We start from the raw sequence: 25,231 nt of genomic DNA, 5'->3' as shown, positions 1-25,231 counted from the left end.
GATGGCCGGACGCGCGGTGATCCCGGGCCGCCTGCGGCGCCGGTTGACTATCGCGTTCGTGCTGGTCGCCGGGGTCTCGGCCGGCCTGCTCGCCGGTGGGACCGGGCTGCTGCTGCGGCAGTCCTGGTGGGACGCGTCGCTGCAGGAGGCAGCCGCCGACGCCCGCTATCAACTCGTGCTCGCCGGACAGTTCCTCCCGCTGACCGAGCAACGCAGCACCGACCTGCTCACCAGCTTTGAGGCAAGCGGCCGGCACGTGGTGCTCGTCGACGGCCCGAGCCGCCCCTCGCACCCGGCGTACGCCCCGACGCTGGGCACCGGGTTGCGGGCAACCGTCGCGGGTGGACAGCTCGGATACCAGCGCTCCGCACCGGCGCAACGTCCTCGGCTGCTGGTGGTCGGCGGGCGCATTCCCGGCTCGACCGCCGAGCTGTACGTCCTCACCGTGGAGGATGACGTCGCCACCGACCTGGGTCAGCTGCGCTCCGCACTGGTGGCGGGCTGGGTGCTCGTGGTGCTGCTCGCCGCCGGCGTGGGTCACGCGCTGGCCCGCCGCACGTTGGAGCCGGTGGGCCGGGCCAGCCGGGCCGCCCGGGCGCTCACCGAGGGCCTGCTCGACACCCGCCTACCGGTGCGCGGGCGCGACGAGTTCAGCGTCTGGGCGGCGACGTTCAACGAGATGGCCGAGGCACTGGAGTCGAAGATCGCGGCACTGTCGGCCGCGCAGGCCCGTGAGCGGCGGTTCACCGCCGATGTGGCGCACGAGCTGCGTACCCCGGTGACCGCCCTGGTGGCCGCGGCGTCGCTGCTGGGTGAGCACCTCGACCAGTTGCCCGGCGATGCGCGACCGGCCGCGCGGTTGCTGGTCGGCGACGTGGTCCGGCTGCGCCGGCTGGTCGAGGACCTGATGGAGATCTCCCGGTTGGATTCCGGCCGGGAGCAGCCGGCCGTCGGGTCCGTCGACGCGTCGGCGCTGCTGCACGTGATCGTCGCGGCACGCGGCTGGTCGGAGCGGGTTCTGGTCGGCGGCGACGCGATCACGCTGCGCACCGACCCGCGCCGGCTGGAGCGCGTGCTGGCCAACCTGGTCGCCAACGCGGTCGAACACGGCGGCGGGGAGATCCGGGCCACCGTGACCGGGGCGGGCCCGGTGGTCGTCTTCGAGGTCACCGACCAGGGGCCGGGCATCCCGGTGGAGCACCTGCCCCACGTCTTCGACCGGTTCCACAAGGTCGACCCGTCCCGGTCCGCGCCGGGCAGCGGGCTCGGGCTGGCCATCGCCCGGGAACACGCCACAGTGCTCGGCGGTGTGCTGAGCGTCCGCAGCGAATCCGGCGCCGGCACCTGCTTCCGGCTGGAGCTGCCGGCGCACGGTCCCCCCGCGCCAGCGAGCGACGACGGCGAGCCGGCCGGCACGGCGGCAGGTGACAGCGCATGAGCCGGCACTGTGTGATCGCGTCGGTGCTCGTCGCCGGCCTGCTGGTGAGCGGGTGCGGCACCCCGCGCTCCGGGGCCCTCGGCCCGGCACCCCTGGCGGCGCCGTCCAGCACGACGCCGTCCAGCGCACCGCCGAGCACGGCCCCGCCGAGCGCCGCATCGACCGACCGTCCGGATCCGACCCCCTCGGCGGGGCCTCCACGATCACCCACGACGACCCCGCCGGGGCCGGCCGGCACCCGCGACACCGTGACCATCGAGCTGTGGCTCGTCCGCGCCGGGCAGCTCGTGCCGACCAGGCGGGCCCGGCCGGCCACCGTGTCGACGTCCCGGCTGGCGCTGACCGAGCTGGCCGCCGGACCCACGTCGGCCGAGACCGCCGCCGGGATGTCCACCCTCGTCCCGGCCGGCATCGAGGTCACCCGAATCACCGACGGCACGGCGACGCTGCGGGTTCCGTCCGTCGGTGATCCGGCGGAGCGGCGACTACGCGAGGCGCAGGTGGTGTGGACGCTCACCCAGTTCCCCACCGTGCGTCAGGTCAGCCTGGGCGGCGCGGGCCCGGTCGGTCGGCCGGACTACGCGGACCTGCTGCCGCCGATAGTGGTGACCAGCCCGGTCGCCGGTGAGCGGGTGGCCGCCCCGCTCGTCGTCACGGGCACCGCCACGGTGTTCGAGGCCACGGTGAGCGTGCGGGTGCTGGACGCCGCCGGCCGGGAGGTGGCCACCGGCTTCGGCACCGCCAGTTGCGGCAGCGGCTGCCGGGGCGGCTACCGCGTGGTGGTCGGCTGGCGGACGGCTCGGGAGCAGCAGGGCACCGTCGAGGTGTACGAGGTGTCCGCCCTCGACGGTTCACGGATCAACACGACGGCGGTGCCGGTGATCCTCGCACCCGGCGTCTGACCAGCACGTTCACCCACCGGACTCCGCTCGGAAACGTAATCGTTTCGTTGACGCCCTGCGACGCAACTCACGAAAGCCTGCATGTTTCCACCCTGGAGAACTAGTGTCAGTACGACATCGTTTCATGGGGGTGCGGGGATGCTGGGTGGTCAGCAGGTGGGAGCGGGCGCCGGAGTGCCGGCGGCCCGGGGCCCACGCTGCACCGACGGCGACCTGTTCGCCGTCGTCACCGACCTGCTGCGTGAGGTCGGCTACGACCGGATGACGATCGACGCCGTCGCCGCTCGCGCCCACGTCAGCAAGGCCACCATCTACCGGCGTTGGGACGGCAAGGCCGAGCTGGTCGTCGCCGCCCTGGGCGGCCGGCAGGTGGGGGTGCACAACCCGCCCGACACCGGTTCCCTGCGCGGTGACCTGATCGAGTTGCTGCGCGCCACGGCGGCGATCTGCGTGGCCGACTGTGACCTCATGCAGGCGTTGACGTTCGCCATGCGGACCAACCCCGAGCTGGAACGCCTGGTACGCCGCCAGGTGCTCCCGGCCGGGCGGGTGGCGAGCACCGCCATCCTGGTCCGTGCCGCCGCCCGGGGGGAGATCCCGCCGGAGGCCGGCGAGCGCGAGTTGTTCCACGATCTGGCGCCCGCGCTCACCATGTCCCGCATCATCGCGCACGGCCTACCCGCCGATGACGCGTTCCTCACCCAGGTCGTCGACCAGGTGCTGATCCCGGTTCTCCGCTACCAGCACGACCGCCCGTCTCAGGCCTGATCTCTTTCTCGACATTCGCAACACGGAAGGCTTCACCATGCCCGGAACCACCTCGACCGCCCCCGGCGCGCCCGGCGCCGGGACGTCGACAGGAGCGCCGCACCCGCGGCGCTGGATCGCGCTGGCGGTCATCGCGGTCTCGCAGCTGATGGTCGTGCTCGACGCCACGATCGTGAACATCGCGCTGCCGCAGGCCCAGGCCGACCTGGGCATCACCGACGCGAACCGACAGTGGGTGGTCACCGCCTACACGCTGGCGTTCGGCGGGTTGCTGCTGCTCGGCGGCCGGATCGCCGACTACTGGGGGCGCAAGCGCACCTTCCTGGTCGGCATGACGGGCTTCGCGCTCGCCTCGGCACTGGGCGGCCTCGCCACCACCGGCGGCATGCTCTTCGCCGCCCGTGCGCTTCAGGGCGCCTTCGGCGCGCTGCTCGCCCCGGCGGCGCTGGCGCTGCTCACCGTCCTGTTCACCGAGGCCACCGAGCGGGCCAAGGCCTTCGCCGTGTACGGCGCGATCGCCGGCGGTGGCTCGGCGGTCGGTCTGCTGCTCGGTGGGGTGCTCACCGAGTACGCCGACTGGCGCTGGTGCCTGCTGGTCAACATCCCGGTGGCGGCCATCGCCATCGCCCTGGCCCTCCCGCTGGTGCCGGAGAGCCGGGCGCACGGCAACACCCGCTACGACGTGCCCGGCGCGATCGTGGTGACCGCCGGCCTGGTCTCCCTGGTCTACGGCTTCACCAAGGCCGCCGAGGACGGCTGGGACGCCACCGCGACGCTCGCTTTCATTGCCGCGGGCGTGGTGCTGCTCGCCGTCTTCGTGGTCATCGAGCTGCGCTCCAGCCACCCGCTGCTGCCGCTGCGGATCCTCCTGGACCGCAACCGGGGCGGGGCGTTCCTCACCTCGACGCTGATCGGCGCCGGCCTGTTCGGGGCGTTCCTCTTCCTGACCTTCTACTTCCAGGTGGTGTTGCAGTACAAGCCCCTTGAGGCCGGGCTCGCGTCGCTTCCGGTCACCGCCGGTGTGCTGATCGCGGCGGGTGGCGCCAGCCAGCTGATGCCACGAGTGGGTGCCAAGCCGCTGATGGTCGCCGGGTCGGCGCTCGCCGCCGTGGGCATGCTGGTGCTCACCCAGATCGACGTGGACACCTCGTTCCTCACCCACCTGCTGCCCGCCCAGGTGGTCCTGGGCCTCGGCCTGGGCTTCACCTTCGTCCCGCTGTCCAGCCTCGCCCTGGTGGGGGTGCCGGAGCACGACGCCGGCGCGGCCAGCGCGACGCTCAACGCCACCCAGCAGATCGGTGGCTCGCTCGGCACCGCCCTGCTGAACACCTTCTACACCAGCGCGGTCGCCGCCTACCTGGTCGGCCGGGCACCGAACCCGGTCAACCAGGTCGAAGCACTGGTGCACGGCTACCGTGTGGCGTTCGCCTGGGGGGCGGCGCTGATCGTGCTCGCCGGGCTGGCCACACTGGTCCTGGTGAAGGTGCGCAAGGAGGACGTCCCGACCGGCAACACCGTGCACATGGGCTGAGCCGACCGACGCGTTCGCTGGCCGGACCGCCCCGACGTGGGGCGAGCCCGGCCGGCGGCCGCTTCCGGTAACGTCCCGACCATCGTCGAAAGTCCGTTTGAGGAGATCCATGTCGACCCCTGCTGACCAGATCATCACGGCTCTGCGCGCGGGCCACGAGGAGCTCGCCGCGCTCGTACGGGACCTGAAGGAAGACGACCTGCTCCGCCCGTCGGGAGCCAGCGAGTGGCAGGTGTCCCAGGTGCTGAGCCACCTGGGCAGCGGCGCCGAGATCAACCTGGCGACGCTGGACGCCGCCCGCACCGGCGCGCCCGGCCCGGACGGGGACTTCAACCGCGGCGTCTGGGCACGCTGGGACGCGATGTCCCCGGCCGAGCACGCCGCCGGCTTCCTCGCCACCAACGAGCGGCTGGTCGAGGCGTACGAGGCGCTGGACGCCGAGACCCGGGCCTCCATGCGGATCGACCTCGGCTTCCTGCCGGAGCCGGTCGACGTGGCCACCGCGGCCCGGTTCCGCCTCAGCGAGTTCGCCCTGCACCAGTGGGACGTCGAGGTGGGGTTCAACTCGTTCGCGGCGGTGACGCCGGCGGCGGTGGGGCTGCTGCTCGACCAGATCGGCGGCATGCTGGCCTGGACCAGCCGCCCGCAGGAGCTGGGCGGTCGGGAGGCCACCCTGCTGGTCCGGTTGCAGGCGCCCGAGCGGACCTTCGGGCTGCGGTTGGGCGAGAAGGTTGACGTCGTCGACGCGCCGGAGCAGCCCGACGGGGAGCTGACCGCCCCCGCCGAGGCGTGGCTGCGGCTGGCCACCGGCCGGCTCGGTCCCCAGCACACCCCGGAGGGGGTCCGGGTGACCGGGCCGGTGACCCTGGACGACCTGCGTCGGGTCTTCGTGGGCTTCTGAGCCGGTGCCGTGCGGGCCGGTCACCCGGTCCGCACGGCCTCTCAACCCTTCACGCAGACCACCTGCTTGAGGTGCGCGACCACCTCGACCAGGTCCTCCTGCTGGGCCATCACCTCGGTGATGTCCTTGTACGCGCCGGGGATCTCGTCGACCACCCCGGCGTCCTTGCGGCACTCCACCCCGGCGGTCTGCGCGGCCAGGTCCTCCGTGCTGAACGTCCGCTTGGCCTGTGCCCGGGACATCCGACGCCCCGCCCCGTGCGACGCCGAGCAGTACGCGTCCGGGTTGCCCCGACCCCGCACGATGTACGACCCGGTGCCCATCGACCCGGGGATGATGCCCAGGTCCCCCCGGCCGGCCCGGATCGCGCCCTTGCGGGTGACCAGCACGTCCATCCCGTCGTAGCTCTCCTCCGAGACGTAGTTGTGGTGGCACGAGATGGGCTCGTCGTAGGAGACCTGCGGGAACTGCTCGCGCACCACGTTGCAGAGCAGAGCCAGCATGACGGCCCGGTTGCGGCGCGCGTACTCCTGCGCCCACCACAGGTCCCGCCGGTACGCGTCCATCTCCGGCGTGCCGGCGAGGAACACCGCCAGGTCCCGGTCCGGCAGGTCGGCGTTGTGCGGCAGGCCCCGGGCCACCCCGATGTGCCGCTCGGCCAGCTCCTTCCCGATGTTGCGGGACCCGGAGTGCAGCATCAGCCAGACCCGTCCCTCGTCGGCGCCGCCCTGCTCCAGGCAGACCTCGATGAAGTGGTTGCCCCCGCCGAGGGTGCCGATCTGCCGACGCGCCCGCGTCTCCAGCTGCGCCACCCGCCGGTCCAGTCCGGCGAACCGGCCCCAGAAGTCGTCCCAGCCCGACTGCTCCAGACCACGGATCCGACGGGTGTCGACCATGTCCTGCCGCTGGGCGAAGCCGACCGGGATGGTGGCCTCGATGGCCGAGCGCAGCGCGGCCAGGTCGTCCGGGAGATCAGCGGCGGTCAGCGAGGTGCGGACCGCCGACATCCCGCAGCCGATGTCGACGCCGACCGCGGCCGGTGAGACGGCCTGTCGCATCGCGATCACCGAACCGACAGTGGCGCCCTTGCCGAAGTGCACGTCGGGCATGACGGCGACGCCCTGCACCCAGGGCAGCGCTCCGATGTTGCGCAGCTGCCGGGCGGCCTGCGGCTCGATGGCGTACGGGTCGGTCCAGACCCGGACCGGCGCCCGGGTGCCGGCGAGAGGGGTGAATCCCATAGTGGTCTCCTTCTTTCGTGCGGTGACCGTTAATGATCATGCGCTGGTTGGCCGGGGCCCGGCGGCGGTACGCGGATACGAAAGGGCCGCCCGATCCCGGTGGGATGGGCGGCCGACGGACGCGTCAGCGTCGACGTCAGTCGCGCCACCCCGGGTCGATGCGCCGCAATGGGCGGCAGGCACAGGTTTTGGCGGTGATGAGCACAGCGGCGCCGACGGGGAGCAGGTGCGAGGCGGCATCGGTGCGGGTGCGTCGCGGCACGGCGTACTCCCCTCGGGGTGTGATCGGTTGACCTTGCACGGACGAGACTAGGAGGGCCACGGCGCGTCCGCAATGGATATCGCCGCTACCGGCCGCCGACCCGGCGCGCGACCGCCAGCAGATACTCCTTGCGATCCAGCGGATTGTTGTCCCAGCGGGTCCGGACGGGGGCGGCACCACGCACCGGCCGGTAGCAGTCGAACTCGGTCTCCAGCACGCCCTCCCCCCGGGTCAGCGCAGGCAGGCGACGCTCCAGCGCGTGCACCAGACCGGCCGGGATCTCACCCTGCACCAGGTAGGACCCGCCCTGCCCGGTGGTGTCGGTCGGCACCGCGTCCAGCTGGGTGAGCGCGGGCAGCAGCGTGCCGAGGATGTCACCCGGCACCTCCAGCCGGAAGCGGTGTACCGGCTCGTGGACCCGCGTGCCGGCGCGGGCGAGTGCGGCCATCAGCACCAACGGGGTGAGATTGCGGAAGTCCCCCGCCGTGCTGGACATGCTCTTGTCGAAGGTGCCGTGGGAATGACTCTGCCGCGCCCAGTAACCGGCGTGGGTCATCGTCACCTCGCAGTCGGGGACCTCCCACCCGTGAAGGCCCTGGCGCAGGGTTCGACGCACGGTCTCCTCCACGGCGGTGAAGAAGGCCGGTGGCATCGAACCCAGCTCGACGCCGAGCCGAAAAGTCACGCCGGCACCGGTCGGCGCCGGCGCGACCCGCAGCCCGACGGTGGCCAGGAACGGGTTGGGCGCCACAGCGATCACCTCGACCGCCTCGCCAATGCCGCACACCCTCTCCACGTGCACCGTGCTGGTCTCCCGGAACGTCACCCCCACGCCGAAGTCGTCGGCAAGGGTGGCCTGGATGACCTCCTTCTGCACCTCGCCGTAGAGCGACACGGTGATCTCGTGCCGCCGGTCGTCCTGCCGCAGGTTGATCAGCGGGTCCTGCTCAGCGAGCTGGACCAGCGCGGCGTGCAGCGCGACCCGGTCTCCGGGGCTTGTCGGCACCACCACCGTCTCCAGGGTGGGCGGCGCGAAGTGGCGGTCCGCGCCGCCACGTTCGGGTGGTACGCCCACCGGGTCGCCGATCCGAGCGTGCTTGAGACCCCACAACCGGGCGATGTGGCCGGCTTCGACCGCCGACGCCTCCACGTCGGCCCCATGGGCGACGACTCGTACGGCAGTGACCAGTTCAGCGTCGACAGCCCCGACGCGGACCCGGTCGCGAATCCGGATGGTGCCGGCGAAGAGCCGGACCAGGGCGATCTTCTCTCCGGCTGGGCCCCGTTCGATGGCGAACACGGTGCCGGAGACCGGGGCGTCGGCGTCGCCCTGGACGGTGGGCAACAGTTCGGTGATCCCGGCGATCAGCGCGTCCACCCCGGCACCGGTGATCGCCGAGCCGGCGTACACGGGCTGCACCAGCGCGCGGCCGGTCCCCGTCGCCAACGCGGCGCGCAGGCGCGGGTACGGCAGCGAGGACGTGTCCGCCACCCAGTCGGCGAGCAGCACGTCATCCTGCCCGGTGAGCAGGTCGAGCAGCCGGTCGGTGAAGGCGAGGTCGGTGGGGCCGTACGGCGTGCAGTAGGCGCCGCGGGTCCCCGGCACCGCCACCGAGCCCATCGCCACGACGGCCGGCGTGAGCTTCTCCGCGACCGCCCGGAAAACCCGTTCGCTGTCCGCGCCGGCCCGGTCGACCTTGTTGATGAAGATCAGCGTCGGGATGCGCAGCCGGCGCAGGGTCCGCATCAGCACCCGGGTCTGCGGCTGCACCCCCTCCACAGCGGAGATCACCAGCACCGCGCCGTCGAGCACACCAAGCACCCGCTCGACCTCGGCGATGAAGTCCGGGTGACCGGGCGTGTCGATCAGGTTGACGGTCACGTCGTCCAGGACGAAGGAGACGACAGCCGAGCGGATGGTGATGCCACGTTGCCGTTCCAGTGCCAGGGTGTCGGTCTGGGTGCTGCCCGCGTCGACCCGGCCGAGCTGGTCGGTCACACCGACGTCGTGCAACAGCCGCTCGGTCAGGCTGGTCTTACCGGCATCGACGTGAGCCAGGATGCCGAGGTTCAGGGTTTTCACGCAGCGTCAGGTCCTTCAGGTAGGCGACAGATCGCTTCTGGTCGGACATCGACGCAGCGCGCATTGGTGCTCCCTGGAGGTTGGTGGCGGTTTCGGGTAGTTCAGCAGGCCGTCGTCGGGTCGGGCAACCGAATAACCGACGCTCCCATGAGTGTCCGAGACCGCTGGCAGACTTGCCGCCATGGTGGAGACCTCCGTGCGGCTGCTGCGGCTGCTGACCCTCCTCCAGGTCCGCCGGGAGTGGTCCGGCGCGGAGTTGGCCGATCGACTGGCGGTCACCACCCGCACGGTACGCACTGACGTGGAGCGGCTGCGGGTGCTGGGTTACCGGATCGAGTCGCACCCCGGGGTCGGCGGCGGCTACCAGCTCGGTGCCGGGTCCGCGCTCCCACCGCTGCTGCTTGACGACGACGAGGCGGTGGCGGTGGCCGTAGGGCTGCGGGCCGCGGCGGGCGGGTCGGTGACGGGTATCGAGGAGACGTCGCTGCGGGCGCTGGCGAAGCTGGAACAGTCGCTGCCGTCGCGGCTGCGGCACCGGGTCGACGCCCTGCGCACGGCGACGGTCTCCGCCGCGGGCGGCGGCCCGACCGTGGACGCCGAAACGCTCACCGCTGTCTCCACGGCGGTGCATCACCGGGAGCGGCTGCGGTTCGACTACGCCGGACACGACGGCACGGCGACCGTGCGCGATGTCGAGCCGTACCGGCTTGTCTACACCGGGCGCCGGTGGTACCTGCTGGGCTGGGACACCGACCGGGCCGACTGGCGCACCTTCCGCGCCGACCGGATCCGGCCCCGGGTGCCGACCGGCCCACGCTTCACGCCCCGGGAGCCGCCGGGTGGCGACGCGGTCGCGCACGTGCTGCGCGGCGTCGGCTCCACCGCCTGGCCACACCCGGCACGGGTACGCCTGCACGCGTCGGCCGAGCAGATGGCGCAACGGATCCCGACCACGGCTGGCCTGCTGGAGGCGATCGACGGGCAGACCTGCCTGCTGCACACCGGCGGCGAGTCGCTGGGCAACCTGGCCGCCTTCCTCGGCACCCTCGCTGTCGACTTCGACGTGCTGGACCCACCGGAGCTGCGCGCCGTCATCCGCGACGTCGCCGCCCGGTTCGGTCGGGCCGCCGGTCCCGCGCCGGGGCGAATCGCGGTTCACCCCGGCGCGGACGCGGCAGTGGAGCTATGACTGCGGCACCAGCCGGAAGGACTGCGCCGCGGTGCCGTTGCAGGTGTACTGGACGAGCTGGACGCTGTCCGCCGTGGACGCCGCCGGCACGTCGAGGCACTTGCCACTGAGTCGGTTGACCAGGCGGTAGTAGCCGCCGCCCTCGGATTCGACCCGCCACTGCTGGTTGTTGCCGCCGCTGTAGGACCAGAGCTGGATCGGCGCGGAGTCTGCTGTCGACACGTTGGTCACGTCGAGCACCTGCGCGCTGTTGTTGCGGTTGTTGACCCGCAGGTAGCCGCCGCTGGTCGGCGCGAACTGGTACTGCTGGGCGGCGCTGCCGTTGCAGGCGTACTGCTGGATGGCGGTGCCGTTCGCGCTGGCGGCGGCCCGGGCGTCGACGCACTTGCCGCTGCCCCGGTTGACCACCGTGTGCCAGGCGGTGGGCGAGATCGGGCCGCCGGTCGGCGGGGGCGTCGTCGGGGGGACGGTGCCGGCGCCGGCGAGCCAGTGCAGCCCGTCGATCAGCAGCTGGTTCTGCTGGGCGCTGTCGAAGGTGGACGACAGCCCGGTGTTGGTGTTGTAGTTCATCGCGTTGTGCCCGAAGTTGGCGTAGAGCATCTTGTACTGCCGGTTGCTCCAGACCAGCGGGTAGTAGCCGCCGTACCAGGACTGGTTGGGGTCGGTGCCGACCGGGAAGCTGGACGGGTCGACCGAGGCGAGGATGTCGATGTTGGGGTTCTGCCGCAGGTCGTTGCTCCAGGAATACCACTCGCTGATCGACGACGGGAAGGTCGCCGGGAGGTTCCGGGTGGCGGCGTGGGTGCGGTTGTCGGCGCGCATCGTGACCCGGGTGGGTCCCCAGGTGTTCGTCTGGAACGCGCCGGTGCCGAGGAAGGTGTTGTAGTACCAGCTCCAGCTCGACGGGTTGTCGGTCCACGCGCTGACGTGGAAGCCCAGCCACGCGCCGCCGTTCTGCATGTACTGCTGGAACGCGGCACGCTGCGCGGTGGGCGGCGCGTCGTCCAGGAACATGACGACCTTGTACTGGGCCAGGTTCGCGGTGTTCAGCAGGCCCCAGTTGTTGGTGGCCTCCCAGGAGAAGCCGTACTGGGCGGCGGCCTGCGGGAACCAGGCCCGGGCGTCCTTGACGAAGTCGATGTGCGCGGCGTCCCAGGTGCCGTTGTAGAAGGCCAGGACCTTGAACGTCGGCGCGGCCTGCGCGGCACGCGAGGCGTTGACCGCGAGACCGGCGCTCAGCGCGACCAGCAGTGCGACGAACAACGACACGATCCGTCTGGTACGGGAGGAGAGTTCTGCGATCACCTGATCGTCCCTTCGGTGGGGACGCGCGCCGCCGCGTCGACCTGCTTCTGTTCACAAGCCTTACAGATAGACGAAAGATTATGTCGCGTCTCCGGTGTCGTCAATCGCGACCCGACCGATCCGGGTGGGATTCCTGCGGCAACGGGTACCCCAGCCGGATGACCAGCCCGGACGCGGTCGACGTCGACCAACCGCTCGCCGTGGACCTGCCCGCCGCCCCGCACGACGCCAGCGGTGAGCGGGTGCCGATTCGCGACCTGGCCGGCCTCGCACCAGCGGCCCGGCCGGCGCGCCGCTGGACCCCGAGCCGGGTGGTGGCCACCCCGGCCGCCCTCGACCACCCGCACGGCCAACGGATCGTCGAGCGGGTGCAGGCGCAGGGCATCGAGGTGGAACGCCTGCGGGCCAACCGGCTCACCGGGGTCCGCGGGCAGACCGACCGGGAGACGTACGCCCGAGCGAAGGCGACCATGGCGATCGTGGTGAGCCCACCGTCGCGGCGCGACCTGCAACCCATCGCGCCCAGCGCCGACTGGCGGGTCGACCTCGCCGAGGGTTGCCCGGCGCACTGCCAGTACTGCTACCTCGCCGGATCACTGTCCGGCCCGCCGGTCACCCGGGTGTACGCGGACCTCGACGACATCCTGGACGGGCTCGCCGCGTACGCCGGTCGGGGGACGGTGACCAGTCGCAACGCCCGACGCGCCGACGAGGGCACCACCTTCGAGGCGTCCTGCTACACCGACCCGCTCGCCCTGGAACACCTGACCGGGAGCTGGCGGCGGGCGGTGCAGCACTTCGCCGACTGGGACGCGCCCGTGCAACTGCGCTGGACCACCAAGTACGCCGACGTGGGCACCTTCGTCGGGCTGCCGCACGCCGGCCGCACCCGGGTCCGGTTCAGCGTCAACTGCGCCCCGGTGAGCGTTCGGTTCGAGGGCGGCACCGCCCGGGTGCCGGACCGCCTGGCGGCGCTGCGCCGGCTCGCGCTCGACGGCTACCCGGTCGGGCTGACCATCGCGCCGATCATCGCAATGCCCGACTGGCGGGAACGCTACGGCGAGTTGCTCGACCAGGTCCGCGCGGCGGTCGACGGGGTCCCCGAGCTGGACCTGACCGCCGAGCTGATCACCCACCGGTTCACCCCGGGCAGCAAGGACGTGCTGCTCGGCTGGTACCCACGGACCCGGCTGGAGATGGACGAGGAGTCCCGCACCCGCAAACACGGCAAGTTCGGCGCGATCAAGTACGTCTACCCCCGGGACACGATGGCCGAGCTGCGCGAGTGGTTCACGGCCGAGCTGGCCGCCCGCGTACCGGCCTGCCGCATCCTCTACTGGACCTGACCGCGGAGGACCAGCCTGACCGCACAGGATCGGCCTGACCGCGGAGGATCAGCCGACCGACGAGCGGGCGACGGGCTCGGCGAAGAAGGTGTCCGGGTACGGCTCGTCGCGCAGGCTGTAGTGCCACCACTCGCGGTCGTAGTTGACGAACCCGGCGTCGGTCATCAGCCGCTGCAACAACCGGCGGTTGTCGCGCGCCGTCCCGGTGATCCGAGGGTCGGCGGTGTGCGCCCGGGAGTCGAAACAGTCGAAGCCCGTACCCATGTCAATGCTGTTGTCGGCGAAGCGCTGCCCCCGGGGCGCGGTGCAGGCGACCAGCGGTTGCCCGACCCGGTACGGGGGTTGGCTGGCGGCCGGTTCGTCGACCAGGGTCAGGTCCAGGGTGCTGCCTCGACTGTGCGCGGTGGGCGCCCCGATGTACCCCTCGGCGAAGAGCCGGTTCTTGGCCACGTCCGGGTAGAACTCGGCCTTGGTCTGCTGCTCGTCGGGGCGCTTCGACCAGGCGACGAAGTCGTCCACGGCCGGCTGCGGGCGATAGCAGTCGTACACCTTGAGGCTGTGCCCACCGGCCAGCGCGGCGTCCTGCACGCGGCGCAACGCCTCGGCCGCCTGCCGGGTGAGCAGGCACAACGGCTCGGGGTAACCGGCGATCGGGCGGCCGACGAAGTTGTGCGGTGTCGCGTAGCGGATGTCGGCGTGGATGCGCGGGTCGAGGTCGGTCAGGACCACGAACCCCGGCAGCCGCTCGCTGGTGGTCGGCGTCGGCGGGCCCACCGATGCCGGGGTCGGCGAGGGGCTCACCGAGGTCGGCTGCGACGCGACCGGCGCGGGGCGGGGCTCCGGCCGCGAACAGCCCCCGAGCAGCGCGGCGAGCACGAGCACGACCCCGATGCTGTTACCCACCGACCCTGTCTATCAGCCGCGCTCGGGCCGCCGCGGCAACAGGACATGATCCACTGGCTTTTCCGGAAGATTTCCGCAACTTCGGTGATCATCAGCACTCACCTGGAATGTCGTGAACCCCCTCCCGTGAGGCAAGATGACGCGTGGAACGGGCACGCCGTTTCGGGACACACGGTGGACGACGTCTTGTGGTCGTTCCTCCGGCTCGGTGAAGGAGACGCGGGTGGGCGCGGACGACGGACGCAGGGTGACCATCACCGCGATCGCACGGGAGGCCGGGGTGTCGGTGCCGACCGTGTCACGGGTGCTCAACGGTCGCTCCGATGTGGCTCCCGGCACCCGGGAGCGGGTCGAGGAGTTGCTGCGCCACCACGGCTACCGGCGGCGCACCAGCCGCAGCGTGCGCCGCGCCGGCCTCATCGACCTGGTCTTCAACGACCTGGACAGCCCCTGGGCTGTGGAAATCATCCGGGGTGTGGAGGATGTCGGGCACGGCGCGGGCCTCGGCACCGTGGTCTCCGCGATCCACCGGCAGCCCACCGCGGCCCGGCAGTGGCTGCAGAATCTGCGCACCCGGGCCACCGACGGCGTCATCTTCGTGACCTCCCACCTGAGCCCGCCGCTGCACGCGCAACTGCGTCGCCTCAACGTGCCGGTGGTGGTCGTCGACCCGGCCGGCGTGCCGGCCATGGACGTGCCGACCATCGGGGCGACCAACTGGGCCGGTGGTCTCGCCGCGACCGAACACCTGCTGTCGATCGGGCACCGCCGCATCGGCTTCGTGGCCGGGCCGACGCATCTGCTGTGCAGCCGCGCCCGGCTCGACGGTTACCGGGCCGGGTTGGAGGCCGCCGGTGTGCCGGTGGACGACAAGCTGATCTACCCGGGCGATTTCTACCACGCCTCCGGGTTCTCCGGCGGCACCGCGCTGCTCGACCTCGCCGACCCGCCGACCGGCATCTTCGCCTCCAGCGACCAGATGGCCTTCGGCGTCTACGAGGCCATCCGGCGTCGGGGGCTGCGAGTCCCGGACGACGTGAGCGTCGTCGGCTTCGACGATCTGCCGGAGGCCCGCTGGGCGTCCCCACCGCTGACCACCGTGCGCCAACCGTTGGTCGAGATGGGACGGTTGGCGGCACGGACCGTGCTGCGCCTGTCCCAGGGCGAGGGCATCGACTCGCCCCGGGTGGAGCTGGCCACCGAACTGGTCGTCCGCGACAGCACCGCCGCCCCACCGACCGGGTCGCCCGACCCGTCGTGACGGCCGGAACTGCGTCGGAATCCGGTTGGACCACTTCCGGTCCACTTCCGGGAATTCCGGCGCTGCGCGGCTGACGCCAGTCGACCGTACGGCGCGGTGAGCGACCGAGGGTCACCCACCGCGCCGACGCCGTCAGTGGTGGTGGTGCGTGCGGACGGCCTTGCGGATGGTCACCGGCAGCGCGGGCGCGCCGTCGACGGGTGCCGGGTCCTCGGCGGTCGGCGCCACTCCCCCGGCGGCGATCCGGTCCAGCGTGGCCAGGCCGGCCGCGTCGACCTCGCCGAAGATCGTGTAGTTGGGGCGCAGCGCCGAGTTGGCGTAGACCAGGAAGAACTGGCTGCCGTTGGTGTCCGGCCCGGCGTTGGCCATGGCCAGCACGCCCCGGGCGTACACCCGACGCTCCCCGGTCGGGTCGGTGGGCGCCGGCGGCAGGTCGGTCGGCAGCTCGTCGCGGTACCGGTATCCCGGGCCCCCCTCGCCGGTGCCCGATGGGTCACCGCACTGCAGCACGCTCAACGTCGGGTACGCGGTGAGCCGGTGGCACGGGGTGCGGTCGTAGAAGCGCTTGCCCACCAGGTGCAGGAAACTCTGCACGGTGCACGGCGCGGCTGCCCGGTCGAGGGTCAGCCCGATCGGCCCGTGGTTGGTCGCCAGTGTCACCCGGACGGTGCCCCGGGCCGGCGTGCGTCGCGGGTCGGGTGGCAGCGGCACCGGCCGGGCCGCGGGCTCGTCCGGCGTCTCGGTGTACGCGCAGGGGCCGTGGGTGGTGCGCGGCGGTCGGGTGGCGGCGTCGGCAGCGGTGGGCGGCGCGGCGGACGCGGTGACCGCATCGCCCGACGGGCCCGGCGCGGCGACCGCGGCGGCGGACGCGCCGACGACCAGCGCCCCGGCGAGCACTGTCACCCCCGCGAGGCGGGTCAGGGCGCGCACCGGTCGGCGGGGTGCCGCCACGCCGGGGCGCGGTGGGAGTTCACTCGACACAGGGATCCTCCTGGACTCGTGGTGCCAGAACGACCGGAGTCTATGGAGGGCAGCGCCGGATGTCGATTCGTCAGGGCAGCCGACGGCGGCGGCGCCACAGCAGCCCGCCCAGCAGCATCACCACACCCGCGGCGCTCACCGCGGTCACCGACCAGAGCCAACCCGAGCCGGTACGCGTCGGCCCGCTGGCTGCCGCCGGCCGAGGCGCACCCGGTGCCGCCAGCGCGGACGGCGCAGCCGACGGCGTCGCGGTCAACTCACCCGGCTCGACCAGCCGGCCGACGGAGGCGTCCCGGGGCAGCGTGAAACCCCAGTCCAGCAGGGCGGCGCCCTGCTCCCAACCGCGCATGGGCGTGGACTCCGCGCCCAGCAATGTCACCACCAGGCGTCGCCCGCCGCGTTCCGCCGCGCCCACGTAGGTGTGCCGCGCGAGGTCGGTGAAGCCGGTCTTGCCGCCGAGCGCTCCCGGGTACCGGTAGATGAGCTGGTTCTCGTTCTGGATCTCGAAACCCTTGGTGCGCTGCGCTGGCTGGACGGGAATCCGCGTGTGCTCGGTCAGCGCGTACCGGCGGAAGGTCGGATCAGCGAAGCAGGCCCGGGCGATCAACGCCAGGTCGTACGCGCTGGTGAACTGCCCCCGGCCATCCAGCCCGGACGGGGTTACCGCGTGCGTCTGGAGCGCGCCGAGATGGTGTGCGTGCTCGTTCATGGCGCGTACGCCGGCGGCGCTGTCGGTCCCGCTGCCGAGTCGGGCCAGCGCGTTGGCGGCCTCGTTGCCGGAGTTGAGCAGCAACCCGAGCCAGATGGTCTCGATGGTGTACCGGCCGCCCGCGACGAGACCCACTGCCGAGGAGCCGGGCTCGATGTTCATGTCATCCTCGGTGACGGTGACCGTCTGCTTCGGGTCGAGCCGGGGCAGCATCGTGGCCGCGAGCAGGAGCTTCTGCACGCTGGCCGGGGTGCCGTACTCGTGGGGGCCGCACCCGCCGAGGATCTGGCCGCTGTCCAGGTCGGCGATCAGCCAGGAGGTGGCGCTGACCCCCGGTGGCGCGCTGACGCCGGCCGGCGCGACCAGGCCGGTCGTGTCCAGCGCCGCGCCGCCGACCACCCGCTGCTCGGGCACGCCGGGCGGGGGCGAGGGCCGGGGCGGGCGGGACACCCCCGGCGCCGGCGCGCGGGGGCACCGCACGACCGGCGCGGCGGACGCTCCGGCGGAGGCGACCGGCGCGGGAGCGAGCAGAACGGCGGACGCGGTGGCCGCCAGCAGCGCAGTCCTCATGTGCCCGACCCTGGTCAACAAGATCCTCCGGCGGGACGGGTTGCCGCGGTCGGTCGCCCGGCCTCCTCGCGAGCGCGCAGGTAGTCGTCCAGGGCGGCACTGCCCCGCAGCCGGCGCAGACTGCGTGCGTGCAGCTCCTGCTCGCGGCGGGCAAGCTCCGCGCGGACCCGCTGCGGGCTCCCGGTGGTCCGCAACTCCCCCAGCACCGCCTCGATGATCTCGAACGGGTACGCACCTCGGCGCAGCAACGCGATGACCTGCGCGGCACGCAGCTCGGCCTCGTCGTACACCCGGTAGTTGGTGCCCGGGGTGCGGCGCGGCCGCAGCAGCCCGCGCTGCTCCCACAGCCGTAGCTGCGACGTCCGGACGCCGACCAGGGCGGCGACCTCGCCGATGCGGGCGGCGCGGCGTGGTGCGGGCCGGGCCGCCGGTGGGCTGGCCAGCACGGTCTCGAACGCGCCGAGCACCCGGCGGATCTCGGCGCGTTCGCGGTCCAGTTCGGCGTGACCGCCGTCGAGCGCCGCGAGGGCGGCCGGCAGGTCACCCCCGTGCACCGCCGACATGATCTCCCGGGTACGACCCCAGCCGTGCCCCTCGGCCAACCGCCGCGCCACGGTGAGCGCCCGGGCGTGCTCGGTCGTGAAGATCCGGTAGCCGCTCGCGGTGCGCCCCGCCGGCGGCAGCACCCCCGACTCGACGTAGTTGCGCACCTGCTGCACCGAGATCCCCACGGTGGCCGCCAGGTCGACGGCGCGCAGCCGACTCTCCCGGGTGCCGTCCACGCGAGTCACCCTACCGCTTACGACGTGATTTGAGACTTTCCGGGACGTGCTGCTGACGTGAGCGCTCCGATTCCGGCAAAAGTCTCTACATGGTGATGAATGAGACAATGGAACCCGCCAGCATCGCGGGGAAGAGTCCCGCCACGACTCTGTGAAGGGTTCGCATGTCGCAGCCAGCATGGTCCGCCGCCGACAGCCACGACATGATCGAGGTACGCGGAGCGCGGGAGAACAATCTCGCCAGCGTCTCGGTCGACATCCCCAAGCGCCGGTTGACCGTCTTCACCGGTGTCTCCGGATCGGGCAAGTCGTCGCTGGTCTTCGGCACCATCGCCGCCGAGTCCCAGCGCATGATCAACGAGACCTACAGCGCGTTCCTCCAGTCGTTCATGCCGAACCTCAACCGGCCGGACGTCGACTCGCTGCGCAACCTCAGCGCGGCCATCGTCGTCGACCAGGAGCGGATGGGCGTCAACTCCCGCTCCACCGTCGGCACCGCCACAGACGCGTACGCGATGCTGCGGATCCTCTTCAGCCGGCTCGGCCAGCCGTCGATCGGCGGCGCCGGGGCGTTCAGCTTCAACCTGCCCGAGGGCATGTGCACCACCTGTGAAGGGCTGGGCCGCGTCTCCGACCTCGACATCAACGAGTTGGTGGACGTCGAGCGCTCCCTCAACGACGGCGCGATCACCGTGCCGAACTTCGCTGTCGACTCCTGGTACTGGCAGACCATCGTCGGCTCCGGCCTGTTCGACCCGGACGTCAAGCTGCAGGACTTCACCCCGCAACAGTGGGAGGACTTCCTCCACAAGCCGGCCACCAAGATCAAGGTGGGGAGCAACAACTGGACGTACGAGGGTCTGGCCGTCAAGGTCAAGCGGCTCCTGCTGACCAAGGACCGCGAGTCGATGCAACCGCACATCCGCGCCTTCGTCGACCGGGCCGTCACCTTCACCACCTGCGGCGACTGCGCCGGCACCCGACTCAACGCGGCGGCCCTGTCATCGCGGATCGCCGGACGCAACATCGCCGACTGCTCGGCCATGCAGATCAGCGACCTGGCGACGTTCGTCCGAGGCATCGACGACCCCATGGTGGCACCACTGATCGCCAACCTCCGGGACCTGTTGGAGTCCCTGGTCGAGATCGGGTTGGGCTACCTCAGCCTGGACCGGGAGTCGGCCACCCTCTCCGGAGGTGAGGCCCAACGGGTGAAGATGGTCCGGCACCTCGGCTCCAGCCTCTCCGACGTCACGTACGTCTTCGACGAACCCACAGTCGGCCTGCACCCGCACGACATCGCCCGGATGAACGACCTGCTGCTGCGGTTGCGCGACAAGGGCAACACCGTGCTGGTGGTCGAGCACAAGCCGGAGACCATCACGATCGCCGACCACGTGGTCGACCTCGGGCCGGGCGCCGGCACCGACGGTGGCCGGATCTGCTTCACCGGCGACGTCCCCGGACTGCGCCGCTCCGACACGCTCACCGGCCGGCACCTGGACCACCGGGTGACACTGCGCGACGAGACGCGCCGGCCCACCGGGCAGCTCACCATCCGCCAAGCCGACCTGCACAACCTGCGCGACGTGGACGTGGACATCCCACTCGGGGTGCTCACCGTGGTCACCGGAGTCGCCGGCTCCGGCAAGAGCTCACTGATCCACGGGTCGCTGCGCGGCCGGGCCGGGGTCGTGATCGTGGACCAGTCCCCGATCCGGGGGTCCCGACGCAGCAACCCGGCCACCTACAGCGGGCTGCTCGACCCGATCCGTACCGCCTTCGCCAAGGCCAACGGCGTCAAGGCCGCCCTGTTCAGCGCCAACTCCGAGGGCGCCTGCCCGGCCTGCAAGGGAATCGGGCTGATCTACACGGACCTGGCGATGATGGCCGGCGTCGCGAGCGTCTGCGAACGGTGCGAGGGGCGACGCTTCACCGACGAGGTGCTCACGTACACGCTGCGCGGCAAGAACATCAGCGAGGTGCTGGCCATGTCGGTCACCGAGGCGCACGCCTTCTTCCCGCACCTCATCCTCGGCCGGCTGGTCGACGTCGGCCTCGGATACCTCAGCCTCGGTCAGCCGCTGACCACCCTGTCCGGCGGGGAACGGCAGCGACTCAAGCTCGCCATCCACCTGGCGGAGAAGACCACCACGTACGTGCTGGACGAACCCACCACCGGCCTGCACCTCGCAGACGTGGACCAGTTGCTGGCCCTGCTCGACCGGATGGTCGACGCCGGCAACACGGTGATCGTCATCGAGCATCACCAGGCGGTCATGGCGCACGCCGACTGGCTCGTCGACCTCGGCCCGGGCGCCGGGCACGACGGCGGCCGAATCGTCTTCACCGGCACACCCGCCGAACTGGTCGCCCACGGCGACACCCTCACCGCCACCCACCTGCGCGAGTACGTCGGCGAGGCGGCAGCAGTCGCCTAGGCGCGCGACCCGACGGTCAGCGGAGCCTGCGCTGGGCGGCGCGGCTGCGGCGGTCGAGGGCCGGGTGGTCGGGCGGGCGGTGGTCGGCCACGCGTCGGCCGATGGCCGCGGCGGTCAGGCCACTCGGCGCAGCCAGCGTCGCTGCCAGGGCGTCTCCACCGCCTTCGGGTGGTAGCCCGCCCGGACCCACGGCACCGCCCGGTCGGCAGGCAGGCCGTCGAGGATCGCCAGCGCGGCCAACGCCGTTCCGGTGCGCCCCACCCCACCCCGACAGGCCACCTCGACGCGCTCCCCGTCGTGCGCCCGCCGCAGCGCCACCCGTAGGGCATCGAGGGCGTCCGCCCGATCGAGCGGTACCCAGAAATCGGGCCACCGGATCTTCCGGTGCGGCCAGGTCGGCTCCGGACCAGACGCCAACAGCAGGGCGAAGTCGGCGGGCGAGGTCACCGCACCGATGCGGCGCCCGCGCACCGTCGCCCCGCTGGGGAGTACGAGTACGCCCGACTGCTCGGACCATGGCTGCGGCTCGGTCATCCGAGCATTGTGCCGCCGACTGACTGATCCATGGGCACAGACAGCGCCGCCCCCGGCCCTTGTGGGCTCGGGGGCGGCGCTGGTGTCGGTGTGCAGGTCGCCTCTCGGCGAGTGGCGCGGCGCGGCTCCAGCCGAACGGTATTCCGCGAAGGCATATTAGGTGAGGCCCGGGGACACTGAGTCACACCGACACTGACCACAACCGGCTCGGCCCCCACGTTGTTCCCCCACCTGACCGCACCCGCCCGTCCGATGCACCGCCCGGCTGTCCGCCGTCCCCGCTGGCAGGCGACTGCCCACCGCAACGGCTCGCCGCACCGCCCGCCACGTGGGCTTACCGCACCGCCCGCCACGTGGGCTCGCCGCACCGCCGGCCGGTCTGCCGCCGCCGAATCGCCCCGTCGTCGAGTTGCACCGCCGATCGCCGCACGGCCACGACCATCCACCCACCACCGAGCCGGGCGTCGGCCGCGCACGCCATCCCCCGCAGCGACCAGCCCGTGCGCCTGCCGCACGGAAACGGAAATGCCGCTGGCCGGCACCCCGGGTGGGGGTGCCGGCCAGCGGTCGGGTCGTTCAGTGTTCGTGTTGGTGTCAGCTGTTCCAGTGCTGGGCGACCAGGTCGGTGGCCTGCTGTTCCCACTGGGCGTAGGCGTCGGGGTAGGCGGAGACCTGGACGGTCTGCGCGGCGTCGGTCAGCGCCATGTCCTGCCAGCCGTCGACCTGGCGGAGGCCCTTGAGGAACGCGGTGGTGGAGTAGGCGGGGTCGGTGATCTGCTCAGGGGTGCCCCAACCACTGGTCGGGCGCTGTTGGAACAGGCCCAGCGAGTCATGGTCGTTGGCGTCGCCGAGGTGGCCCAGGTTCTCCAGCTTCGACTCCTGCAGACTCGTCGCGATGGAGATCACCGCGGCGCGCTCGGGCAGGCCGGCCTTCTTCGTCGCGGCGATGATCGCCTTGACGTTGGCGGTCTGCTCGTCATTCAGGGTGATGTGGGACTGCTCGCCCTGGGGCTTCGGGGCGGCCGACTGCACCGCCACCGCCACCGGCTTGGCATCCACGGGGTTGGCGTGGGCGGCGATCGGGCCGGCGAAGACACCACCGGCGAACGCGAGACCAGCAACAGACAACATGCTCTTACGGAAGATCGTGTTCATGGGGGTAGCTCCTTCGGGGGTAGGAAACACCCGCACCGCCAAGGGGGGTCGGCGACACAAGGGTGTGAGCACCTCGTCCGGCGCTGCATCAAACAAAGGGAAAAGTCTTCGGGGAGATCGGCACCAGTTAAGCCGGGGGGCTTGCGGGGGCCGGGTCGGCGGCCTGCGAGCGGAGGGCTCGGGCGCCGGGTCCATGTGTAACGACCGGGGGTCGGGGGTCATTCCCCGGTGGGCCCATCCACCGACGTCCGCTCGTGTGAAGCGGTGGCGGGGTGGTCGCTCGTGGGGACTGCAACGACCGGGGGCCCGGGGTCATTCCGCAGGCCGGGCCATCCGACGGCACCCGGCGGGCGGGGCGGTGAGCCGGTGGTCCTGCGATCGTCAGAGTGTGTAACGACCCCGCCCCGGCCATCATTCCGACCGACGGGTGTAGCCGGTCACTGCCCACGGAGCCTCCGGATCCGGCAAATCACCCAAAGTCCCACCCCGGCGGTCACGAACCCACCCCGGCCGGGCATGATCCACTCGGCTTCAGGGAGGTCGGGGCATCCAAGACGTCTGGATGCCCCGACTTCACGAAGACCGAGTCGATCAAGTCCAAGGGCGTCAGTGCCAGGGCCGCCCGGATCGGACAATCACCCCAACCGGGCCCTTGAGTCACGGGACGAATCCATCGCGGCCCGGAAAGGTCACCTCGCCGGCAGCGAAACCGTTCGAGGCAGACGTTCTGGAAAGACCAGAATCGCAACCGATGCCGCGAAACCGGCCCTACCGCTGGTCGGATCCCCATGAACCGCTGCGGTAGAGCGTGCCGCGACCACCCGGATCCGGCACACCACCGCCAGCCCCAACCCCACGATCCACGCCAAACCCACCATCGGCCCCGTAACCACCACCGGAACCGAAGCCGCCACCCAAACCGGAGCCGCCACCCGAATCAAAGCCACCACCGGAACCGACCCCACCGGGCACACCCGATGACCGGCCCGAGTCGAGGTCATCCGATTCGGGGTTACGGGCAGCGCGCCGTGCCCGCAGCACGCGCGACCCGACGAACCAGGCCAGGCCCGCCACGCAGGCCACGATCACGACGTTCTGGAGTATGCCGACGTACCCCTCGACGAGATGCCAGTTGTCGCCGAGCAGGTAGCCGGCGAGCACGAAGGTCGTGTTCCAGATCAGGCTGCCCAGCGTGGTGTAGAGCAGGAACGTGGCGACGGGCATCCGTTCAACGCCGGCCGGGATGGAGATCAGACTCCGGAAGATCGGGATCATGCGGCCGAAGAAGACCGCCTTCACGCCGTGCCGGAGGAACCACGCCTCGGTCCGGTCCACGTCGGTGAGCTTCACCAGCGGCAGTCGGGCCACGATGGCGCGCATCCGGTCCCGGCCCAGCGACGCCCCGATCAGGTAGAGCGCCAGCGCGCCCACCACCGAGCCCAGTGTGGTCCAGAAGATCGCACCGATCAGGCTGATCCGCCCCTGGGCGGCGACGAACCCGGCCAGCGGCAGGATCACCTCGCTGGGGATCGGCGGAAACAGGTTCTCCAGCGCCACCGCCAGGCCGGCACCCGGCCCACCGAGTCGTTCCACCAGGTCACTGACGTAGCCGACCATCCCATCCTGGGGTGGTTCGGCCGCAGCGGTGGGGGTTCCGGTGGCGAGCACGGCGTGGGACGTTCGAATCATGCGCCCACGTTACGAAGTGATCCTGAGAGCCGACCATGAGGCTGACCGCCCGGCCGCGCGGGTGGACCCCACCGGCGGGGGTGCGGAAACCCGCACCCCGCTACGGCTCGCGGTGGCGCAGCCGCTGTGCGTACCCCTGGATGTCGCGGCGAACGCGCGGGCGCACGCCGCCGCGGTCCGTGCGGCGGGTGCCCGGGTGGTGGTCTTTCCGGAGCTTTCGCTGACCGGGTACGAGTTGGACGCCCCGGTCGTGTCGTCCGATGACCCGCGGTTGGCGCCATTGGTCGAGGCGTGCGGCGAGGTGGGCGCGCTGGCCCTGGCCGGTGCACCGGTCGCGGGTGATCACATCGCGGTGCTGGCGGTGACCGGGGCCGGTGCGACCGTGGCGTACCGGAAGATGTGGCTGGGGGACGCGGAGGCCCGCCGGTTCCGGCCGGGCGATGCGCCGGTCGTGCTCGATGTGGACGGTTGGCGGATGGGGTTGGCGATCTGCAAGGACACCGGGGTCGCCGCCCACGCGGAGCGGACCGCGGCGCTCGGGATCGACGTCTACGCGGCGGGTGTCCTGGAGTCCGCGCGCGACGCCGCCGTGACGGACCAGCGGGCGCACCGGATCGCCACCGCCCACCGGGTCTGGGTGGCGGTGGCGAGTTTCGCCGGTTCGACCGGCGGTGGCTACACCGAGGCGGCCGGACGGTCGGGGGTGTGGACGCCGCAGGGCGAGGTCGTCGCGCGCGCGGGCACCGAGCCGGGCGAGTCGGTCAGCACAGTGTTGTACGCCTCGGGCAGGATCAGCTGATGAGAACTGTCCCCTCCCGACTGTCCGTGGTCACGGTGGGAGCACGCGACATCGTGACGTTGCGGTCGTTCTACCGGTCTTTGGGGTGGCCTGAGCTGCCGGCCAGCGACGATGGTTGGTCGGCCTTCCTGCTCGGTGGTGTCCTGTTCGCGCTCTACCCGCTGCCGGAGCTGGCCGCCGAGGCGGCGCCGGACGCGCCCGCCCCGGCCGGTGGCTGGTCGGGCGTAACCCTGGCCTGCAATGTCGACAGCCGCGAGGAGGTCGACACGGCTTTCGCCGCGGCCGTCGAGGCGGGCGCGACGGTGGTGGCGGCGCCGACCGATCGGTCCTGGGGTGGGCGCTCCGGTTACATCGCAGACCCGGAAGGCAACCGCTGGGAGATCGCCTGGGCGGGCACGGCCCGCTTCGACGAGCGCGGCGCGCTCACCTCGTTCGGCTGAG

General features: G+C 71.9%; 21 protein-coding genes. 11 read left to right on the top strand and 10 right to left on the bottom strand.

Going from position 1 to position 25,231, the window contains the following annotated elements; translation table 11 throughout:
* Nucleotide 1: 1 nt before the first annotated feature.
* The 5 genes from AC3CF1_RS01020 to AC3CF1_RS01000 all read left to right on the top strand — a co-directional run bounded on the left by AC3CF1_RS01020 (nt 2) and on the right by AC3CF1_RS01000 (nt 5,540).
* On the top strand, nt 2-1,438 hold the full coding sequence (locus AC3CF1_RS01020; protein ID WP_488449306.1) for an ATP-binding protein: 1,437 nt from the start codon (nt 2-4) through the stop codon (nt 1,436-1,438).
* Nucleotides 1,435-2,340 (top strand): Gmad2 immunoglobulin-like domain-containing protein, encoded by a 906-nt coding sequence (locus tag AC3CF1_RS01015; RefSeq protein WP_488449305.1) that lies wholly within the window; start codon nt 1,435-1,437, stop codon nt 2,338-2,340. The genes AC3CF1_RS01020 and AC3CF1_RS01015 overlap by 4 nt, the downstream gene beginning before the upstream one ends.
* A gap of 138 nt (nt 2,341-2,478) precedes the next feature.
* Nucleotides 2,479-3,108, top strand: coding sequence for a TetR/AcrR family transcriptional regulator (locus AC3CF1_RS01010; protein ID WP_328375150.1), 630 nt, complete (start codon nt 2,479-2,481; stop codon nt 3,106-3,108).
* A 37-nt stretch (nt 3,109-3,145) separates the two neighbouring features.
* Nucleotides 3,146-4,639: an MFS transporter gene (locus tag AC3CF1_RS01005; RefSeq protein ID WP_488449304.1), complete on the top strand. Its 1,494-nt coding sequence runs from the start codon at nt 3,146-3,148 to the stop codon at nt 4,637-4,639.
* Between the two features lie 109 nt (nt 4,640-4,748).
* Entirely contained in the window at nt 4,749-5,540 is a 792-nt protein-coding gene (locus AC3CF1_RS01000) for a maleylpyruvate isomerase family mycothiol-dependent enzyme (RefSeq protein ID WP_088947875.1), read from the top strand.
* Nucleotides 5,541-5,581: 41 nt separating this feature from the next.
* On the opposite strand, the gene AC3CF1_RS00995 is transcribed toward AC3CF1_RS01000, so the two are convergent.
* On the bottom strand, nt 5,582-6,781 hold the full coding sequence (locus tag AC3CF1_RS00995; protein ID WP_488449303.1) for an RtcB family protein: 1,200 nt from the start codon (nt 6,779-6,781) through the stop codon (nt 5,582-5,584).
* Nucleotides 6,782-7,128: 347 nt separating this feature from the next.
* Nucleotides 7,129-9,126 (bottom strand): GTP-binding protein, encoded by a 1,998-nt coding sequence (locus tag AC3CF1_RS00990; RefSeq protein ID WP_488449302.1) that lies wholly within the window; start codon nt 9,124-9,126, stop codon nt 7,129-7,131.
* Between the two features lie 181 nt (nt 9,127-9,307).
* Here AC3CF1_RS00990 and AC3CF1_RS00985 point away from each other — a divergent pair, with 181 nt between their 5' ends.
* A complete protein-coding gene (locus tag AC3CF1_RS00985; protein ID WP_488449301.1) occupies nt 9,308-10,315 on the top strand; it encodes a helix-turn-helix transcriptional regulator in 1,008 nt (335 codons plus the stop codon).
* On the opposite strand, the gene AC3CF1_RS00980 is transcribed toward AC3CF1_RS00985, so the two are convergent.
* Nucleotides 10,310-11,620, bottom strand: coding sequence for an RICIN domain-containing protein (locus tag AC3CF1_RS00980; RefSeq protein ID WP_488449300.1), 1,311 nt, complete (start codon nt 11,618-11,620; stop codon nt 10,310-10,312). The genes AC3CF1_RS00985 and AC3CF1_RS00980 overlap by 6 nt on opposite strands.
* A gap of 158 nt (nt 11,621-11,778) precedes the next feature.
* Between AC3CF1_RS00980 and AC3CF1_RS00975 the strand changes: the two genes are divergently transcribed.
* A complete protein-coding gene (locus tag AC3CF1_RS00975; RefSeq protein ID WP_488449299.1) occupies nt 11,779-12,966 on the top strand; it encodes a spore photoproduct lyase family protein in 1,188 nt (395 codons plus the stop codon).
* 48 nt (nt 12,967-13,014) lie between these two features.
* On the opposite strand, the gene AC3CF1_RS00970 is transcribed toward AC3CF1_RS00975, so the two are convergent.
* Nucleotides 13,015-13,869 (bottom strand): M15 family metallopeptidase, encoded by an 855-nt coding sequence (locus tag AC3CF1_RS00970; RefSeq protein ID WP_488449298.1) that lies wholly within the window; start codon nt 13,867-13,869, stop codon nt 13,015-13,017.
* A 223-nt stretch (nt 13,870-14,092) separates the two neighbouring features.
* On the opposite strand from AC3CF1_RS00970, the gene AC3CF1_RS00965 reads away from it, so the two are divergent.
* Nucleotides 14,093-15,130 (top strand): LacI family DNA-binding transcriptional regulator, encoded by a 1,038-nt coding sequence (locus AC3CF1_RS00965; protein ID WP_488449297.1) that lies wholly within the window; start codon nt 14,093-14,095, stop codon nt 15,128-15,130.
* Between the two features lie 132 nt (nt 15,131-15,262).
* Here the strand turns inward: AC3CF1_RS00965 and AC3CF1_RS00960 are convergent, their stop codons facing one another.
* The 3 genes from AC3CF1_RS00960 to AC3CF1_RS00950 all read right to left on the bottom strand — a co-directional run bounded on the left by AC3CF1_RS00960 (nt 15,263) and on the right by AC3CF1_RS00950 (nt 18,172).
* Nucleotides 15,263-16,111: a peptidylprolyl isomerase gene (locus AC3CF1_RS00960; RefSeq protein ID WP_488449296.1), complete on the bottom strand. Its 849-nt coding sequence runs from the start codon at nt 16,109-16,111 to the stop codon at nt 15,263-15,265.
* Between the two features lie 70 nt (nt 16,112-16,181).
* Nucleotides 16,182-17,390 (bottom strand): D-alanyl-D-alanine carboxypeptidase family protein, encoded by a 1,209-nt coding sequence (locus AC3CF1_RS00955; RefSeq protein ID WP_210792889.1) that lies wholly within the window; start codon nt 17,388-17,390, stop codon nt 16,182-16,184.
* 14 nt (nt 17,391-17,404) lie between these two features.
* Nucleotides 17,405-18,172, bottom strand: coding sequence for a MerR family transcriptional regulator (locus tag AC3CF1_RS00950; protein WP_488449295.1), 768 nt, complete (start codon nt 18,170-18,172; stop codon nt 17,405-17,407).
* Between the two features lie 164 nt (nt 18,173-18,336).
* Between AC3CF1_RS00950 and AC3CF1_RS00945 the strand changes: the two genes are divergently transcribed.
* Nucleotides 18,337-20,613 (top strand): ATP-binding cassette domain-containing protein, encoded by a 2,277-nt coding sequence (locus AC3CF1_RS00945; RefSeq protein ID WP_488449294.1) that lies wholly within the window; start codon nt 18,337-18,339, stop codon nt 20,611-20,613.
* A 114-nt stretch (nt 20,614-20,727) separates the two neighbouring features.
* Here AC3CF1_RS00945 and AC3CF1_RS00940 read toward each other — a convergent pair whose 3' ends face one another.
* The 3 genes from AC3CF1_RS00940 to AC3CF1_RS00930 form a co-directional block, all read right to left on the bottom strand.
* Nucleotides 20,728-21,147, bottom strand: coding sequence for a protein-tyrosine phosphatase family protein (locus AC3CF1_RS00940; RefSeq protein ID WP_328534564.1), 420 nt, complete (start codon nt 21,145-21,147; stop codon nt 20,728-20,730).
* A gap of 594 nt (nt 21,148-21,741) precedes the next feature.
* Complete coding sequence (locus AC3CF1_RS00935) at nt 21,742-22,302, bottom strand: hypothetical protein (RefSeq protein WP_488449293.1); 561 nt, start codon at nt 22,300-22,302, stop codon at nt 21,742-21,744.
* Between the two features lie 768 nt (nt 22,303-23,070).
* Entirely contained in the window at nt 23,071-23,991 is a 921-nt protein-coding gene (locus AC3CF1_RS00930; RefSeq protein WP_488449292.1) for a DedA family protein, read from the bottom strand.
* On the opposite strand from AC3CF1_RS00930, the gene AC3CF1_RS00925 reads away from it, so the two are divergent.
* A complete protein-coding gene (locus tag AC3CF1_RS00925; protein WP_488449291.1) occupies nt 23,990-24,790 on the top strand; it encodes a carbon-nitrogen hydrolase family protein in 801 nt (266 codons plus the stop codon). The genes AC3CF1_RS00930 and AC3CF1_RS00925 overlap by 2 nt on opposite strands.
* Nucleotides 24,790-25,230 carry a VOC family protein gene (locus AC3CF1_RS00920; RefSeq protein WP_488449290.1) on the top strand — a complete coding sequence of 147 codons (441 nt, stop codon included), beginning with the start codon at nt 24,790-24,792 and terminating at the stop codon, nt 25,228-25,230. Before AC3CF1_RS00925 ends, AC3CF1_RS00920 begins: the two co-directional genes overlap by 1 nt.
* The last annotated feature ends 1 nt before the right edge of the window (nt 25,231 follow it).

Source organism: Micromonospora sp. MGP-C2, assembly GCF_057766525.1.
The sequence above is the reverse complement of the archived record's forward strand: the minus strand, read 5'-3'. Positions and strand labels throughout refer to the sequence as shown.